The following is a 17,391-nucleotide window of genomic DNA, read 5'->3' as shown; positions in this document are numbered from 1 at the left end:
TCGCCCCGGTGGGGCGAGTGCCAATTCCTCTCGCGATTGAAATCGCAAGTTTCCTTGGCACGATACTATGAAGAAGTTGAAAAAATCATTGTCTGAAAATAAACCCTATCTGTTTGATTTAATTAAATTTATTCGAAGTTACTTTTAGTTTTAGACAACGCCTACTTATATTTTTAGACAGGTTCTATTTATTTTTTTAGACAGTCTATTTCTATATTTTTTGACACTTTTTCAACTTTTTAAAGAACGAATGGCCTTCTTTTAGCTGATACAATTGCCCTTCAATTCACATTACCTATAAGTGCTTGATCAAACAACCATGGCAGAGAATCAACAAATCAAAGTGATTTTCGTTGAAAACGATCCGAATGTTCGTTTGAGACTGCAACGCGCAATCAGCGGTTTGGCTGATATTCACGAAATCGGTTCTGCGGCGACCTACCGGGAAGCCGATGCATTGGTGTCTCAGTTTAAATTCCAGATGCTCATTGTTGACTTGGATCTGCCCGATGGGTTCGGACTTGATCTCATCAGACGAACGGCAGCCAATATGCCGGAAGTCGATATCATGGTATTGGCCAACGCCAATGACGATCCCCATGTGGTAAGCGCTATTGAGTCCGGCGCGACGGGGTACGTTCTTAAAACGGAAATCGAAAATAGTCTTGTCTCGGCCATTCGTCTGTTGGCAGCGGGCGGCTCCCCTGTCAGCCCCGAAGTAGCTAAAAGCGTATTAAGAGCCCTTCGGACGTACACGACTCACACGATTGAAAAGACCACGGCTCCCATTCAACCCAATCCCCTTTCAGAGCGGGAAACTGAAATTCTGCAGCTTCTTGCCAAAGGGATGAGCTTTAATGAAATCGGCGACATTTTGACGATTTCGCCCCATACGGTTACGGCTCACATTAAAAAGATATACCGCAAGCTTCAAGTGCACTCCCGAGGAGAAGCCGTCTATGAAGCCGCCCAAATGGGACTGATTTCTTAAAAAGTTATGCCCGATTTTGTTCTCTCGCGCTTTCTGACCGTAGGATGCCTGGTCACAGTGTTTGCCGTGATGACGGTTTTGGCCCACCGCACCAAAGTTCACGCGCATTGGATAAGAGTCATCGGCTTAGGCGTATCTTGTGCGCTTTTGGCTTCTGCCTGGTGGATCAATACCCCGTCTTTTGAAATGGCAGCCTTTCCCGCGCAAGCTTTCTCACTTATTTTATTTGTTGCGTTGGGTGTTTTTTATGCGGCCGCAGTCATGCGTTCGCAATCCGTTGTTCGTTGGGCCGGCGCATTAGCTGCATGTCTATTGGCGGTCATTGGCTTAGTGATGGACGCCATTTTGGCTTCTCACACAACCGATGTTGCCTTTAGCTTTGCTATCTGTTTATTAAGCGTTAATTTCTTAGGCCACTTGCTTCGCGCCCGCGTTAATCAAGCGTTGCTTCGCGCTCCTAAAGCGGCCGCTGATAATTCTGCTTCTCAGTGCCTTTGTTCCCTTTTAACGCAGCACCCCGATTGGGCAGAAAATCAAGACTTTTACAAAACCGTTGCCGGTGTTTTGTGTCTCAAAACCCAAGTTTTGACCATTCTTCGTGCTCTTTTGCCCCATTGCACAATCAGGGATTCAAAAGAAAGCACTCAAACGATTGCCCGTCCGGTTCCCGCCTCTGTGATTTTTTCTGTTGCAAAGCTTTGCCAAATCATCACGGCTGAAATTCGTTCCGAAGGCGATATCCAAGTCGTGGTATCAATTGATGCGGCGGGCATTCACATAACCCTTGAGGCCCCCAACACCCATAACATCCGCTCCGAATCTTTAAAAGGCTTATCCAATTTGGATATTGACGCATTACAAACCCATGTTGATGATCAATCCGTCAACATCGCTTTCGGTTACCGTTTTTAATGTCTTCACTTCATATGAAAAGCATCAGAATCCTTTCTCTTGCCTTCTGTTTGTGTGCCTCAAGTTTTGCTCAAGCAAGCGAGTGGCCAGCCGGCAAACCCATTAAACTCGTGGTTCCCTTCCCGGCCGGAGGCGGCGCCGATATCATCGCCCGAACGATTTCCAATAAATTGTCTGAAAACATCGGGCAAAAGATCATTATTGAAAATCGGGCTGGCGCCGGTGGCAGTCTCGGCACTGAAGCGGCCCTGCGTGAAAAAGCCGATGGACGAACGCTCATTTATGTCACAAACGGTACCTTGGGTACCAATCCGGCGCTTTATACAAACGTTGGCTATAACGCACAAAAAGACATTGAACCGGTCGCAAGGCTTACTGAAATCACGCTCGTGATGGCGGTCAATCCCAAACGAATCCCTGTTAAAAATTTAAAAGATTTTCTTCAGTACGCTCGGTCAAACTCAAAGCCATTAACCTATTCGTCGGCCGGGAACGGCACAACCAGTCACTTAGCCGGTGTCTTATTGAGTCAAATGACTGAACTGCCATTTGAGCACATCCCCTATCGGGGCGGCGCAGCCTCCATGACCGATATGCTCGCAGGCCGCATTGATTTCACAATTGATGTAGCGCCTAACGTTCTCAGCCATGTAAAAGCACAACGCCTTACCGCCCTGGGATTAGGTTCTCCATCTTCGGACTTGTCTTCAACCATTAAACCCATTAGTGAAGAAGGTGTGAGCGGCTATGAACTTTTTGCTTGGGACGGTATTGCTGTTAAGAAAGGCACGCCAGAAGCCATCGTGAAAAAGTTGGCCCAAGCGATACAAAAAACGCTCACGGACAAAAAAGTGCAAGAAGCATTAATCGCAAGAGGCGCGCGGCCGATTCTGAGTACGCCCGAAGAATTTACCCAATTTGTCGCTTCTGAAGAGAAAAAGTGGGGTGAACTTGTTAAATCCTCCCGAACCTCTTTAGACTAGCGGCGTTAAAAATATAAGGACATAGAACATCATGGAAACTAACGTTGAAATTAAAAAAGCTTTGGATTGGCAACCTGCCGGTGAATTCTCTGACATTCTTTACGATAAGGCTGAAGGGATTGCCAAACTCACCATCAACCGTCCGCGTGTGAGAAATGCTTTCCGGCCGGAAACCGTTCAACAGCTTTGCCAAGCTTTTAGCGATGCCCGTGAAGATCCGTCAATCGGCGTCATTATTCTGACCGGCGCAGGCCCCTTGGCCTTTTGCTCGGGCGGAGACCAAAAGGTACGCGGCAACGGCGGCTACGTTGGCGGTGATGGCGTGCCCCGCTTAAACGTTTTGGATTTCCAACGTATGATCCGCACGTGCCCTAAACCCGTGATTGCCATGGTGGCAGGCTACGCCATCGGTGGCGGCCACGTGCTTCATATGATCTGTGACCTCACGATTGCTGCCGATAACGCCCGTTTTGGTCAAACGGGGCCACGCGTAGGCAGTTTTGACGGTGGCTGGGGTGCTTCCTACATGGCGCGTTTAATCGGTCAGAAGCGCGCCCGTGAAATGTGGTTCTTGTGCCGTCAATATGATGCTCAACAAGCTTTGCAAATGGGTCTGGTTAATACCGTGGTTCCCTTGCAAGAGCTGGAAATTGAAACGGTGAAGTGGAGCAAGGAAATTTTGGCCAACAGCCCCATCGCTATCCGATGCTTGAAGGCCGCATTCAATGCCGACTGCGACGGTCAGGCTGGCATTCAAGAATTAGCCGGTAACGCCACGCTTCTTTACTACATGACCGAAGAAGGTAAAGAAGGTAAGAATGCGTTCTTAGAAAAGCGCCGTCCGGACTTTTCCAAGTTCCCGCGCCTGCCCTAATTAAAAATGCAAAACCCTTTTAGCATTTTTGAAGCCGCGGCGAGTTGTCCTGATCAAATCGGGCTTCGCCGCGCGGGAGAGGATTATTCCTTTTCACGGCTCGCCACACTAACGCAAAATACTATTGATCGGTTGAGAAGGGAAAAGGCGCTGCCTGCGGCTGGCCGCCCGATGATCATCGAAGGCAAAAACACGGTTGAAACCATCGTGCTTTTATACGCTTTGATGGAATTAAATATTCCGGCGCTGATGTTGCACCCGAAACTTACCGCCGCTGAACGCTATGTTCTCCTATCAAGTATTCGGGAAATTAAGGATCCTTTACCCGAAGAGACTGTTGCGGTGCTCTTTACATCCGGCACAACGGGACTGCCGAAACCGGCCATCATCACCCGAAAAATGCTTTGGGAGTCAGCCAAAGCCAGTGAACGCAACCTCGGATGGGAAAAAGATGACTGCTGGCAGCTTTGCATGTCGGTTACGCGTATCGGAGGACTTTCTATCCTTACTCGATGCCTTTTGGCAAGAAAAACGCTTGCCATCTCTCCCCTTTTCAATCCAGAGTCTTTTGTTAAAGCTTTAACAGACGATCAAGTGACGATTACAAGCATTGTGCCCACAATGCTTGCCAAGATTTTTGAAACTTACCCTGATTGGAGAGCGCCTAAACATCTGCGTGTCATCCTGTTAGGAGGATCATCGGCTAACGACAAGCTTTTACTGAAAGCCCATCGGCAAGGCCTGCCTATCGTGACCACTTATGGGATGACAGAGACTTGCTCGCACGTTGTCATGACACCCTACACTGAGCGGTTCAATCTTGTCAAAGGCAGCGGCAAGGTTATTGCCGGAGCAGAAGTTCGTACCCGAGACGGTCAAATTGAAGTGAAAAGCCCGATGACCACGCCTGGTTACTGGGGACGAGAACCACTCAAAGGTGAATGGTTTGAAACAGGCGACTTGGGTGAATTTGACGCTGAAGGTGTTTTGCACGTTCATGCCAGACGCCACGACTTAATTCTGAGCGCAGGAGAAAATGTCTATCCCCTTGAAGTCGAAAATATGCTCACCCGCTCCCCTTTTATTAAAGAAGCCTTGGTCATTGGTGAGCCTGACGAAACCTGGGGCGCTATTGTCTGCGCGTTAATTGTTCCGGAAAAAGGCACGCACCCGAAAGTTGAAGATGTCAGGCGCTTTTGTAAAGAAACGCTTTCTGCTTACAAGTGCCCGAGAAAAATTGCCTTTGTGGATGCCTTACCAGTGAATTCCGCAGATAAACCCGACAGACGCTCTGAAGTACTCAGGCGTTATGAACTGATCCCTATTCATTACAAACATTAAACATTGTCTGATCAAAATTCTGAGTCTAGTTGGGCGGTATTATTTCTCTTTTTGTCTGCTTTTAACACTGTACGAAATTGTGTGGACTTGCAACATCATTTCTCAAAGCGCGCAAACCCTCGCTAAGATTAATCCCAACAATTTCGGATGACTGTACCGTGTTTACCAAACGCCTCCTTGTCTCAATTCTCTGTGCCCATTTGGCTCTGACACCTGTCGCAGGTGCCTGGGCGGCTCAGGATTTGGCAACGGAGTCGCTCAACTTGAATTTACCGAGCATGGGCGCGGTAGCCGGGACGGAGTTGTCTCCTGCCGAAGAGCAAGCCTTGGGTGAGGAAATGATGCGTCAAATCCGAGGCGACCCAAGCTATCTCAATGACTCCGAAACACTCGAATATTTAAACCGCTTAGGCTACAAATTGGTCAGCGTTTCCGATACGCACACCTATAACTTCTTTTTCTACCCGCTCATTGACCATTCGCTTAACGCCTTTGCCATACCCGGTGGTTTTATCGCAGTTCACACGGGGCTTATCGTTGCCGCTCAAAATGAAAGTGAACTCGCCGGTGTCATCGCCCACGAAGTCGGACACGTAAGCCAACGCCACATTGCCCGCATGATTGATGCGCAAAAAGGTAACGCCGCCCTAACGCTAGGCTCCTTCTTGCTTGCCCTATTGGCCGCTCGTGCCGGAAGCGGACAAGCTGCGACAGCATTAGCGGTCGGCGGTCAAGCCGCCATGATCCAAAATCAGTTAAGTTACTCAAGAAGCGCCGAACGGGAAGCTGACCGCGTGGGACTAACGTCACTCACCCGAGCCGGATTTGATCCGAAGGGAATGGAAAATTTCTTCATGCGGTTGCAGCAAAACAATCGTTACTACGAGGCGGCCGCTCCTGCCTATCTTCTCACCCACCCACTCACGGTTGAACGTATCAGTGATATGGAAAACCGCACGCGTCAATTGGGAGCTCGCACTCACAAGGACTCGCTGGATTTTGTTTTGATTCAGCAGCGCATGCGGGTACTGCAAGAGACAAAGCGTGATGGCTGGTTAAAAGTGATCAAAGAGATGAAACAGGACTTGGCTGATGCCAAGGACAACCGCAGAAAAACAGCCTTAACTTACGGTCTTTCTGTTGTCAGCCGCAAACTTAACCTCAAAGAGGACGCTATTCGTTACGCCAATCAAGCGGTAAGTCTTGGCGGCAACAATGCCATTTTGCTCAAAAATCAATCTGAAGTCCTCTTTTTATTCGGCAATAACAGCGATAAAAATCGAGCGCTTCAAATGGCCAAGCGTTTGGTCGCAAACAACCCCCTTTCGGAAATGGCCGTCAAGCTCTACGCAAGCGAACTCTACGATCTAAAACGCTACCAAGAGACTCTCAAATTCATGCGCTCTCAGCAAGCCATGAGCCAAAGCAATCCCTCCTATCACGCCATCAACGCCCGATGCTATCGCGCGTTAAAGCAGATGAGCCGCCACTACATGGCTGTGGGCGACATGTATATGGCGCAAGGTGATAAGCGCGCTGCCGAATACCAATATAACTTGGCTCAGCAAGCAAGCGACGGCGACTACTACACCATGAGCCAAGTCGACGGGAAACTGCGCTCTGTGCGCGCAGACATCATTGCGGAAGAAAAGGCGAAAAACCGTTAACTATAAATTACTCGCTTAAAAGTTTGTCAATATTCTCCGGTGATGCGACCTTAATTGGACAGTCAGGGTATGCATTACGGAAAGCTCTGATCGATTTGCCCCGTACCCTAGGTGTCACTTTGCATTCAAAAGCCACCATCTGACCATCGGTTATTTCTACGAAGTCCATTTCCTGAAGAAAACGGGTTCGCCAAAAATAAATTTCTGTTCCGGTCTTTAAATAGCTGTGTTTTTTCAACCGTTCTGTATAAAAAAAGTTTTCCCAAAGAGCTCCGACGTCCGTTCTAGTTGCAATTGGATTAAATCCCCCACTGATTAAAGCATTGCGCACCCCATTATCAATGAAATAAATCTTTTTCCCTAATTTAATTTCTGACTGAGGATTGCGACTAAAGGAAGGCACCACTTTAATAATGAAGCACGATTGTAGGAGATCCACATACCGTTCTATAGTCTTAGAACTTATGCCGAGTTCGCTTGAGACTGTGGCATACTTGATCTCAGAGCCAACGTTATAGGCCAGATAAGTCACTAATTTTCTTAAATCAGTCGGCTTTCTCATTTCCGCCAAATTAAACAAATCTTTGTAAAGAATGCTGCCAACAAAATCGATCAAGTATTCTCGGGCGTATTGCGGCTCATTAATAACTGCTGGATAGCAACCGTAGATCATTCGGTCATTGATTGTTCTCTTGACTTCAAGCCATGATGTTTCTTGAGCTAACTCTTCTAGAGAAAACGGCCAAAGATTAAACGAATTAATTCGACCGGCAGCAGACTCCACGACACCTCCTGCCAAATCTAGAGAACTTGAACCGGTCACAAATATATGGCATCCGGAATCATTGTTATCAACCATGCGCTTGATAACCCGTCCGATGCCTGGAATGTATTGAGCTTCATCAATAACAAGATTAGGATAATCCTTAAGTAACGGTAAATAGCTTGACGGATCGGACAGTACTTTGATGTCATTCTCATCATCTCCTGTCAGGTAATGAGCGCCTTGATCTTTCACAATATGCTCTAGGAGTGTGCTTTTACCGACTTGTCTTGGCCCAAAAAGGACTTCAGCCCGGTTACTGCGTTTTTTCTTAGCCAGTACGTCTTCGATTTGTCTAGGGATATATTTAAAACTTAGCATTTTTCAACCATAATTCATTTTTATCTAGATAAAAATGAATTATAGGTAAAAATAATCAAAAATCGCACGGCTTTCTGACCTTGCCTGAAATTGGTTGACAGTTTTTAAAACTATGACTGATTTGGTTGACAGGTTTTTGATTTTTGCCTAATTTTCTTTACAGTCAAAAAACTAAAACCTAATTGTGTTGACACCTTTGGGATCATTCCCTACAGGTGTCTTTTATTTTAATCCTTTTTAACTCTCCTCCTTATGGTTGGCCCAAACATGGCTTGATAGGCCATCGGCCTATCAAACATGGCGGGAGTCCTTTATAACGGTCTTCCCTGGTTTACCTGTTTTCTTTCAGAGTACGTTTTCCAGTGGCGTTTGGGGATCGCTCCAAAATCATGACCTTGCCTGAAATTAGTTGAGAAAGCTATGCGGACTCCTTAATCTGCCCAATCCAAATCGGGATTAACTTCTTGCATTCAGAAAGCGTTAGGTTTTCTTCCGTGACAGTCTTCGCATCAGTCTTAAATGTCATGTGATGCTTTCTTCCATGAAGATAGACCCGACCAACGAGTTTCTTTTTATATTTCACAACGACACTCATCGTTGAAGAAATACTGAATGTGAACTTATTCTCGATACCCGCCTCGGCCGCTTTGGTTAAAAGCTCCTTAATGAAAGAGACTTCCAGCTTGGTGGCTTCCACCGGCTGATTGTCAGACGTTAAGAAATAAAACGGTTCAGGTAGCGTTTGAACACTAAGGGGCTTTTCGGCCTTCAGTTTTCGCCACGGATACCTAGCGCGTAACGCTTCAATTGCCGCTGACAACTCTTTTCTAGGTTTCACGGTTGCCACAATGGTCATCGTTTCCTTCGTCTCTGCCTTTGCCGTTGTAGCTTTTGTATTTCTACCGGTCTCTTTATCTTTGACCAACTGGATAATTTGGTCGTCTTTTTTATCCTGAAGATCCCCCTTACCCCTCACCGGTTCATCTGGAGTAATGTGAATTTCTTTTTCTTGAGTCTCAAAATCATGTTTGGGGCGCCCTAGATCAATCGGTTCACCCGATGCTTTCCGTGTTCCGATAGATTTAAAAAAGTCGGCGATTTTATCGAGAATATTCTTTTCGAGCATATCTGTCTCCTTGAGCTCCTTTTTCCATACTAACGGAAAAATCGTTCCTTGACACACAATTTTCAAGGATCAGACGAAAAAGCCTTCATCATATACACTATTGGTAATACGCTTGAAGAGAAATAGAACAACAGTAACGCTCAAAGCGCCTAGAAACTCTCGTATAATTTTGCCGTTCTATCCGATTGGAAATCATTATGGCTATTGAAGATTATTTGACTATTGCCCCGAAAACCGACGAAATTATTGAAACGGATGCTGTCATTGTCGGCGCCGGCCCTGTCGGTTTATTTCAAGTTTTTGAATTAGGTCTTTTGGAAATTAAGGCTCATGTCGTGGACTCCCTCAAAATGGTGGGCGGACAGTGCATGGAGCTTTATGAACATAAGCCCATTTACGATATCCCGGCTCTTCCCGTTTGCACTTCACGCGAATTGACGGAAAATCTTTTAAAGCAAATTCACCCCTTTGGACCTCAATTTCACTTAGGTGAAGAAGTCACCATTGTCCGCAAGGAAGAAGACGGCCGCTTTTACGTTGAAACCGATAAAGGCACGCGCTTTATGACAAAGACCGTGTTCATCGCCGCTGGCGTCGGCAGTTTCCAACCGAAGCGCCTAAGCGTCCCCGGCATTGAAAAATTTGAAGGCACTCAACTTCACTACCAAGTAAAAGACCCTGAACTCTTTTACGGCAAAAATATCGTCATCTGCGGTGGCGGTGACTCTGCTTTGGACTGGACGCTCAACCTAGTCGGTAAAGCCGAAAGTGTCATCCTCTTGCACCGTCGTGATGGTTTCCGCGCCCAATCAGCCTCTGTTGCCAAGATGCGTGAATTGTGTGAAAACTGGGAAATGCAGTTTGAAGTGGGCCAAGTCACTGGTTTTGAAGAAAAAGATGGAAAGCTTACCGAAATCCGCGTGACAGGCGATGACGGTGTTGTGCGCCGCATGCCGCTTGACCACTTATTAGTTTTCTTCGGTCTTACGCCCAAATTAGGACCTATCGCAGATTGGGGGTTGGAAATCTATCGCAAGCAAATCGTGGTTGATACGGAAAAATTCCAAACCTCCATCCCCGGCATTTTTGCCGTAGGTGACATCAACACCTACCCGGGTAAGAAGAAATTGATTCTTTGCGGATTCCACGAATGTGCCCTGGCAGCCTTTGCTGCCGCCGATATTGTGCATCCTGAAAAGAAGACCTTGCTGCAATACACGACAACGTCTCCCAAGCTACACAAGGTGCTTGGGGTCGAGACTCCAACTCTCGATTAACATTGCTTCGTTAATCCAAAAGAGATCATCCAAATTTGGTTGGTCTCTTTTTTTGTTGTTATTTTCTCAAAGGACCTTCTGAACCGAAGACGGTTTTCCACAGTTGTATCACCGTCGCGATATTTTCACTTTGCGCGAAGCGATCAACCCGTACCGGCCCGTCTCCCAATTCCAGACGATGCTTTCTTTGGATGTGACGATAATTGCGATAAATGGACACACACCTCTGGGCGAGTTCTTCACCGATCAAACCGGCTCGAGCCGCCATTTCCAATAAAAGAATATTGCCGAAATTGTTGACCAGCTCCGGATGCTTGTGTGAGTAAGCGAGCACCATTGCCTGAACCGCGAATTCCACATCCACCATACCGCCTCGGTCGTGTTTGACATCAAAAAGCGAGGTCGGATTGGGATGTCCCTCAAGCATACGAGCACGCATTTCGCTCACATCAGAAAAGACTTTTGCTTTATCGCGCGGCAATCTCAAAATAGCTTCACGCTCTTTTTCAAACGCCTGACCGATTGTTCTGTCGCCCGCACAAAATCTTGCGCGCGTGAGCGCCTGATGCTCCCAAGGCCAAGCACCCGTACCGTCTTCATTTCTTTGATAGCGCTTAAACATCTCAAATGAAGAGACAACCAAACCATTTTCCCCATTAGGACGCAGGCGCAAATCCACATCAAAAAGAATGCCCGAAGAGGTTTGCACCGTAAGCCAACTCATCATTCGACGCACCAGTCTCGTGTAATTTTTACTGGCCTCGGGGCTAGGATCATCGTAGAGATAAATTAAATCCAAGTCCGACGCATAACTTAATTCTTTCCCGCCTAATTTGCCGTAAGCTACGACAGCAAACTTCGGCACATCGCAATGGCGAGAGGCAATCGTTTGCCAGGCAAGCGTAATCACCATTTCCAAAACCGCGTCTGCCAGCGCAGAGAGTTGATCGGCTAAACGTTCAACCGTAAAACGGCCTTCCAAATCAGCCATCAGAAGTTTAAAAACCGCCGCGTGATGAGCGTCACGCAGAAGGTTCATCTGGGTTTCCTGATCCCCTTCCACTTCACGCAATTTTTCCCACAAATCATCCTGCCAACCGCTCCAATCGACAGGCGAAAAGTTATCCAGTTCACTTACGCGTTCATCAACCAACTCATCGAGCACAATCGGATGCGCGGTCAAATAATCCGCCGCCCAGGCGCTTGTCTTTAAAACGAGTGCGACTTTTTCACAAACTTTCGGATACTGAATTAAAAGCGAAACGTAGGTGCTGCGTCCCGCGATCACTTCCAAAAGCGTGATAAAGCGCATGAAAATCACTTCGGGCGCAACGCCTTTATCGTCACTTGCCAATTTGATGCACATTTCACTGATGCGTTTTACAAGCTGCGCCATCCGGGTTCGAGCGGACTCAGTCTGTGCGGCCAAGAATTTTGACCCCATTAATTCAAGCACGCGATCGGCACAATGACGGGCCTCTCCATAACCCATTTTTTCAAGGTCATTCGCCAGCGCTTCTTTGGCACGCTCAAAACCAACACTCCACCCTTCGGGCCAATCATCTTCCTGATTTTCTTCTTCGCCCACTTGGAAAATGCCGTCAAAAACCTGCGCCACGTATTCGCGGATTTGCATGAGCTTTTCAACCATCTGAGAACTACTCAACCCCAAAAGGACAGCAATCTGCTCGCGAGCTTTCTCATCGGGCGGCAAGCGGTGCGTCTGTTGGTCATCAACGTACTGAATGGCGTGCTCCAAATTGCGAAGAAACACGTAAGCGTCTGAGAGGCGCTTGACCTGCTCTGCGTTCATCACACCTAATTTTTCTAAAACCGACAACGCGCTCAAAGTGCTTTTCAGACGTAACTGAGGTTCTCGGCCTGCGCGAATGATTTGAAATGTCTGGGTGATGAATTCAATCTCGCGAATTCCGCCCCGACCAAGCTTGACATCGATACCCAAATCCTTACCGGTTTCTCGGCGCTGCGTTTCGGCACGGATCAATTTATGAAGGTTTGATAAGGCACTGATAGCGTTAAAGTCAACGTAGCGTCTGAAGACAAAGGGACGCACAACATCGTAGAGGTTTTTGCATTGCTGCCCGAACGTCTTTTCGTCAGTGAAAACCGGCTCATTGACAATCCTGCCTTTAAGCCACGCGAAACGCTCCCATTCGCGCCCCTGCACGTAGAGGTATTCCTCAAGCATTTCGTTGCTGATTACAATGGGACCGGAGTCGCCATTGGGACGCAATCTCATATCCACTCTAAAGACAAAACCCGCGCCGGAAATATCCGATAAGGCAGTTATGACTTTTTTTGAAAGACGCTCGAAAAATTCTGCGTTTGTTAATTCTCGCCTGGGATTGGGGCACTCGGACGTTGCCCGACATTGCCCTTGCTCATCGTAGACAAAAACGAGGTCAATGTCGGAACTCACATTAAGTTCTTCACCTCCTAATTTCCCCATACCGACAACAAGAAAATCTTGGGGAACGCCAGAGTCCGACATCGGTACGCCGTATCGTAATGACAATGCCTTGGCATGCACGCGAACCGTTCGACTGACCGTTTCTTCTGCCAAATCCGTCATCGTGCGGACAACTTCAAAGTAATCCGCCCGCCCGGTCACGTCCCGTGCCACCAAAGTCAGCAACACTTCCCGCCTTAAAAGACGCATGCGCTCGGCTAATGTTTCCGAGTCGTCCGCACCTTGCAAAAAGGCCTTCATTTTCTCCCGGCTGTAAGGCTCTTCGGCTAGGCTCTCTAACCATCCTAACCGTTCATTGTCATCGGCCATTGGGCAGGCCGCCATCAGGGCACGCTTTACGAAAAATGAATAATCCGGCAACGCTTGAAGAGTTAAACGGGGCATTTTGATTCAGAAAGAAAACTAATGCAACACAGTTTAGCGGAGCCGGTAATTTTTTCGAAAAGTTTCAGTCGAAAAATTTTCCAAAAATTTTCCTTCAAAAAGCTCAAACCGCTAAAATTCGGGATAGTTCGTTCATTCTTTACGGAAACTGCCTCTTCTTTTGAAAACGACCCAAACAAGCTCTTTACAAAATACGGCTGGACTGCCGCGCAACCGTCACCCCGGCAGGTGGCGACTTCTTTTGCGCACGGCAGGGTGGGTTCTTTTGTTTTTATATCTGTTTTTAACGTCTGCACTGATTGCGGTCAGACTTTGGGTCGTTCCCAATATTGAAACGTTTTATCCGAAACTGGAAAGTTATATTGAAGAGCACACAGGAACGGAGATTGAAGCTCAGGACATCCACGTGGACTGGGAGTGGCTACGCCCTCGCATCACACTCACAGAAATGACGTTTTCGCGTCCGGGTCAAAGAGCGTCGCTGACTTTGCCCAAGGTGCAGGCAACGTTCTCGCTCTCCTCTTTTTATACATTTAGGCCAACTTTTTCACGCCTCGTTGTCTTTAGTCCCCGTTTTAACGTTGAAAGGCTGGAGGAAGATTTATTCAATATTGCCGGCTTTGAAATCAACACGGCCCCTTCAACAACCCCCACGGCATCAACCGATGCTGCCACTGCACAAAAAGTTCTCGACTGGGTTCTTTCTCAAGAACATCTGGAAATCATTGATGGCGATTTCAACTACATTGATTTGACCGTGGATCATCCGAGACCTGTTCTGTTACACAACACAAACGCCGTGTTGCACCGCTATATGATTGCGTGGAATTTTGGCCTGCAATCAACAGCCATTCGTCAAAACAAAACACCAATTGACCTTCGAGCCACTTTTCGAGAAAAATGGTTTGGTTCATCCAATCGCTTGGCTAAACTCTACGGCACGGTTTACGCTTCCATCCCTTCTATTAACTTCGGCCGAATTGCTCGCCGAGTCGACCTTGATCACTTCCTTCAAGACGGAACCGGTCAAGCCAATATTTGGTTGGAATTTGAAAACCTCAAACCCACACAGTTAACTGCTGACGTTGCTCTCGATGACGTCAGCCTACGCTGGAACTCAGACTCAGCCCCCATCCGCGTTGATTACCTCCAAGGGCGACTCAATGAAACACTCGATGGCAATCAGTTGACTTTCGGTACGCAAGATCTTGTCATTAAACCCATCGGGAACGATCCCGTATATTTCGGAGATGCCAAGATTGAGGCAACGTGGAAGGACAAAAACCTTTATGACGGCGTACTTACCATCGCCTCCCTAGACCTTCGAGCCCTGACAACGATCGGCCTTCAACTACCCATTTCTGAAAAGGCCCTAAATCTTATTCGTGATCTTCAAGCCACTGGTACTATTGAAAACTTTGAAAGCTCCTGGCAAGGGCCCGTCAACGCCCCTGAGCGATATGAATTCAGTACAAACTTTAAGGGCTTGACCGTTCAAGATCACGTCGCACATGAAGATCACAATTTCAATCGATTCGGTTTTTCCAATATTTCCGGCTCTATCGTAGCCGATGAAGCCGGTGGCACGGTCACACTGGATTCTCCCAACAGCACATTAAGCTTTCCCGGTATTTTCTTTGAAAAGGATTTCAGCTTAGATACACTGCAGATGCAGGCTTCCTGGACAATAAAACCCAAGCTTGAATTTAAAGTCGACAGTCTTTTAGTCTCCAACACCGACGCTTCTGCCCAAGTACACGGCGGTTGGGCGGACACGGGCGGAGCCGGCACTCTTGAAGTTCGCGGCGATCTGCACTACCTAAGAGCTTCTGCCGCACACAAATATATTCCCATTGTGGCAGGCGGCAAAGGAACCAACGATTGGCTCAAGGCGGCTTTGCAAGGCGGCATTGCCAAAAACGGCACCGTTGACCTATACGGTCCGTTAGATGAATTCCCCTTTGTTGACCAAAAAGACAAGGGGTATATCTTTAAAATTACCGGCATGGCCGAAGACGTGAAGCTTGATTATGTACCGAGTTACCAAAAAGATAAAAATGGCCAATGGGTACCGGGCGAGTGGCCCACTTTTGAAAAGATAAACGGTGAAGCTATTTTTGAAGGCCTGTCCATGACCATCCATGCCCAAAGCGGTCAAACGCTTGGCGCAACCTTCACGGATGTCACAGCAGAAATCCCAAACTACACCGCCCCTGGCGTACCGCTTATTATCAAAGGTAAAAGCCAAGCTTCGCTTCAAGCCATGGCCAATTGGGTCAACCAAAGCCCTGTTTCGGCCATGATCGGCAACCCCTTTGTCGGCACAACGGCAACCGGCAACGCCTCTTTGGAATTGGAACTTAATATCCCGATCACGGATTTAGAGCGCACGGCGGTTTCCGGTGCCGTTTTATTAAACGGCAACACCATCAAGATGCAAAATGTGCCGGAATTGGCTGCCGCCCAGGGACGAGTTTCTTTCACCGAAAAAGGTGTATGGGGCAGTTCTCTCACAGCTAATGTCTATGGATGTGACGCGGTCGGCAATATTACAACGGACGATCAAGGTAAGATTCGCATTACGGCATCGGCTAACGCTACTCCTTATGCTGCTTCCCGCATCATTGATTCCCCCGCTATCGCATCCCTTCTGACACATGCCGAAGGAGCCGCTCCCGTTAACACCGTTGTGGAAATTGATCATGGAGTCAATATCCACGTCAACAGTAACCTTTTAGGCATCAAGGGCAACGCGCCGGCGCCCTTTAACAAAGCCGCCGATACGGCTTGGCCCTTGCAGTTTGATTTTGTCCCCTGCTCTTCAAAGGAAAAGTGTTCTGCCAAGATGATGCTTTCCATTGATGAAGTGTTGGGGATGCAAATTCACTATAACGACACCGATCAGGGGCTTAAAACCCAAAGAGGAATTCTCTCGGTCGGTAAACGTTCCAACGCCAATCCGACAGCTGATGGTTTAGCGTTGATTATTCAATCGCCCTCTTTGAAGTGGGAAGACTGGGAAGGCATTCTGACTGAAGCCCAGGAGGCACTGTCGTCTGATCCCAAGCGTGACATGAAAACGCTGGATTTAAATCGCGCGGATATTCAAATTGGACGTCTAATCTACAAGGGACTTAATTTTGAGTCGGTGAAAGTCAATGCGAGAGCGTACCCGTCTGGCGCTTGGAGCGGCAACATTGCGAGCACTTTGGCAAAAGCCGACTTTAACTTCACGCCGCGCACGAGCCACTCTCATCCGCTTTTGACGGCAAATTTTGACTACCTGCACATTCCACGTCCAGAGCTGGTTGATGAAGCGATTAAAGTCGCTCCGAAAGAAACGCAGTCTCTGCCTTCTGTCGCCTTGACCATTAAGGATTTGCGCTACCAAGATTTCAACTTGGGCGCTCTAAAGCTTTGGGCAGAAAATGAGGGCAACGGTCCGAGCACTCTCTGGAACTTAAAGCAATTCTCGTTAGCAAACAGCGACGCAACGTTAAGTGCCAACGGTTCGTGGAACGCCGGGCAACGGAAAAACTCCCAGACAACGCTCGAAGCAACCCTTGATGTTAACGATTTAGGCGAATTGCTAGAGCGCTTTAAACTCGCCCACGTCATCAACGACGGCAGCGGTCAGGTTCACGCCAAACTGCAGTGGAATGGCGCTCCGGTTGACTTCAACACGGACTCGTTAAACGGCACAATTTTCACTACACTCGCTTCGGGCCAAATTCTTCAAGTAGAACCCGGTGCGGGCCGCATTCTGTCACTGTTGTCATTGCAAACACTATTAAGACGCCTTACCTTTGACTTCCGTGACGTGGTCGGTCAAGGTTTTGTTTTTGACTCGATTTCGTCCAATGACACCATCACCAATGGCGTTCTTAATGCAAATTCGTTCCGACTGATTGGCCCACAGGCCACTATATTGGCCGAAGGCTCGATTGACCTCAATAAGCTCACGCAAAATATCACCGTTACGGTTTTACCAGACATCAGTTTAGGCGGAGCCAGTCTTGCGCTTGCCGTTGCCAACCCCATTTTAGGCGTCGGCAGCTTTATTGCTCAGTTGGCACTTCAGACGCCGCTATCGGAATTACTAAGCACTGAATATAAAATTACCGGTTCAATTGATGAACCCATTGTTACAAAGGTAGGAGAAGCGACAGAGACCTCGGCTTCTTCTCAAAAATAAGAAAAG

11 protein-coding genes are annotated in these 17,391 nt (G+C 47.7%); 8 read left to right on the top strand and 3 right to left on the bottom strand.

Annotation, left to right across the window (positions count from 1 at the left end; genetic code table 11):
* Positions 1–319 precede the first annotated feature (319 nt).
* The 6 genes from M3080_RS07235 (at position 320) to M3080_RS07210 (ending at position 6,768) form a co-directional block, all read left to right on the top strand.
* Positions 320–991, top strand: a complete 672-nt coding sequence (locus M3080_RS07235; RefSeq protein WP_022472241.1) for a response regulator transcription factor — start codon at positions 320–322, stop codon at positions 989–991.
* A 6-nt stretch (positions 992–997) separates the two neighbouring features.
* Positions 998–1,903, top strand: a complete 906-nt coding sequence (locus tag M3080_RS07230; RefSeq protein ID WP_249092507.1) for a hypothetical protein — start codon at positions 998–1,000, stop codon at positions 1,901–1,903.
* Positions 1,904–1,917: 14 nt separating this feature from the next.
* The gene (locus tag M3080_RS07225) at positions 1,918–2,886 is read left to right on the top strand and encodes a Bug family tripartite tricarboxylate transporter substrate binding protein (protein WP_249092506.1); all 969 of its coding nucleotides are present in this window, start codon (positions 1,918–1,920) and stop codon (positions 2,884–2,886) included.
* A 31-nt stretch (positions 2,887–2,917) separates the two neighbouring features.
* Entirely contained in the window at positions 2,918–3,760 is an 843-nt protein-coding gene (gene menB / locus M3080_RS07220; protein WP_249092505.1) for a 1,4-dihydroxy-2-naphthoyl-CoA synthase, read from the top strand.
* 6 nt (positions 3,761–3,766) lie between these two features.
* Entirely contained in the window at positions 3,767–5,101 is a 1,335-nt protein-coding gene (locus M3080_RS07215; protein ID WP_249092504.1) for an AMP-binding protein, read from the top strand.
* 158 nt (positions 5,102–5,259) lie between these two features.
* Positions 5,260–6,768, top strand: coding sequence for a M48 family metalloprotease (locus tag M3080_RS07210; protein ID WP_249092503.1), 1,509 nt, complete (start codon positions 5,260–5,262; stop codon positions 6,766–6,768).
* A gap of 7 nt (positions 6,769–6,775) precedes the next feature.
* On the opposite strand, the gene M3080_RS07205 is transcribed toward M3080_RS07210, so the two are convergent.
* Both M3080_RS07205 and M3080_RS07200 read right to left on the bottom strand, forming a co-directional pair.
* Positions 6,776–7,912: an ATP-binding protein gene (locus M3080_RS07205; RefSeq protein WP_249092502.1), complete on the bottom strand. Its 1,137-nt coding sequence runs from the start codon at positions 7,910–7,912 to the stop codon at positions 6,776–6,778.
* Positions 7,913–8,330: 418 nt separating this feature from the next.
* On the bottom strand, positions 8,331–9,038 hold the full coding sequence (locus tag M3080_RS07200) for a hypothetical protein (RefSeq protein ID WP_249092501.1): 708 nt from the start codon (positions 9,036–9,038) through the stop codon (positions 8,331–8,333).
* Between the two features lie 197 nt (positions 9,039–9,235).
* On the opposite strand from M3080_RS07200, the gene M3080_RS07195 reads away from it, so the two are divergent.
* Positions 9,236–10,315, top strand: coding sequence for an NAD(P)/FAD-dependent oxidoreductase (locus M3080_RS07195; protein ID WP_022473438.1), 1,080 nt, complete (start codon positions 9,236–9,238; stop codon positions 10,313–10,315).
* 58 nt (positions 10,316–10,373) lie between these two features.
* On the opposite strand, the gene glnE is transcribed toward M3080_RS07195, so the two are convergent.
* A complete protein-coding gene (gene glnE, locus M3080_RS07190) occupies positions 10,374–13,190 on the bottom strand; it encodes a bifunctional [glutamate--ammonia ligase]-adenylyl-L-tyrosine phosphorylase/[glutamate--ammonia-ligase] adenylyltransferase (RefSeq protein WP_249092500.1) in 2,817 nt (938 codons plus the stop codon).
* 160 nt (positions 13,191–13,350) lie between these two features.
* Between glnE and M3080_RS07185 the strand changes: the two genes are divergently transcribed.
* Positions 13,351–17,385, top strand: a complete 4,035-nt coding sequence (locus M3080_RS07185) for a YhdP family protein (protein ID WP_249092499.1) — start codon at positions 13,351–13,353, stop codon at positions 17,383–17,385.
* Positions 17,386–17,391 lie beyond the last annotated feature (6 nt).

It is taken from the genome of Parasutterella secunda, from assembly GCF_023336895.1.
Taxonomy (GTDB): domain Bacteria; phylum Pseudomonadota; class Gammaproteobacteria; order Burkholderiales; family Burkholderiaceae_F; genus Aphodousia; species Aphodousia faecalis.
Note: the sequence above shows the minus strand (reverse complement) of the source record. Positions and strands in the feature narration are given on the sequence as shown.

Coding starts and splice junctions, on each gene's coding strand:
- M3080_RS07235 (WP_022472241.1), top strand. CDS start 320: ATGGCAGAGAATCAACAAATCAAAGTGATTTTCGTTGAAAACGATCCG.
- M3080_RS07230 (WP_249092507.1), top strand. CDS start 998: ATGCCCGATTTTGTTCTCTCGCGCTTTCTGACCGTAGGATGCCTGGTC.
- M3080_RS07225 (WP_249092506.1), top strand. CDS start 1,918: ATGAAAAGCATCAGAATCCTTTCTCTTGCCTTCTGTTTGTGTGCCTCA.
- menB (WP_249092505.1), top strand. CDS start 2,918: ATGGAAACTAACGTTGAAATTAAAAAAGCTTTGGATTGGCAACCTGCC.
- M3080_RS07215 (WP_249092504.1), top strand. CDS start 3,767: ATGCAAAACCCTTTTAGCATTTTTGAAGCCGCGGCGAGTTGTCCTGAT.
- M3080_RS07205 (WP_249092502.1), bottom strand. CDS start 7,912: ATGCTAAGTTTTAAATATATCCCTAGACAAATCGAAGACGTACTGGCT.
- M3080_RS07200 (WP_249092501.1), bottom strand. CDS start 9,038: ATGCTCGAAAAGAATATTCTCGATAAAATCGCCGACTTTTTTAAATCT.
- M3080_RS07195 (WP_022473438.1), top strand. CDS start 9,236: ATGGCTATTGAAGATTATTTGACTATTGCCCCGAAAACCGACGAAATT.
- glnE (WP_249092500.1), bottom strand. CDS start 13,190: ATGCCCCGTTTAACTCTTCAAGCGTTGCCGGATTATTCATTTTTCGTA.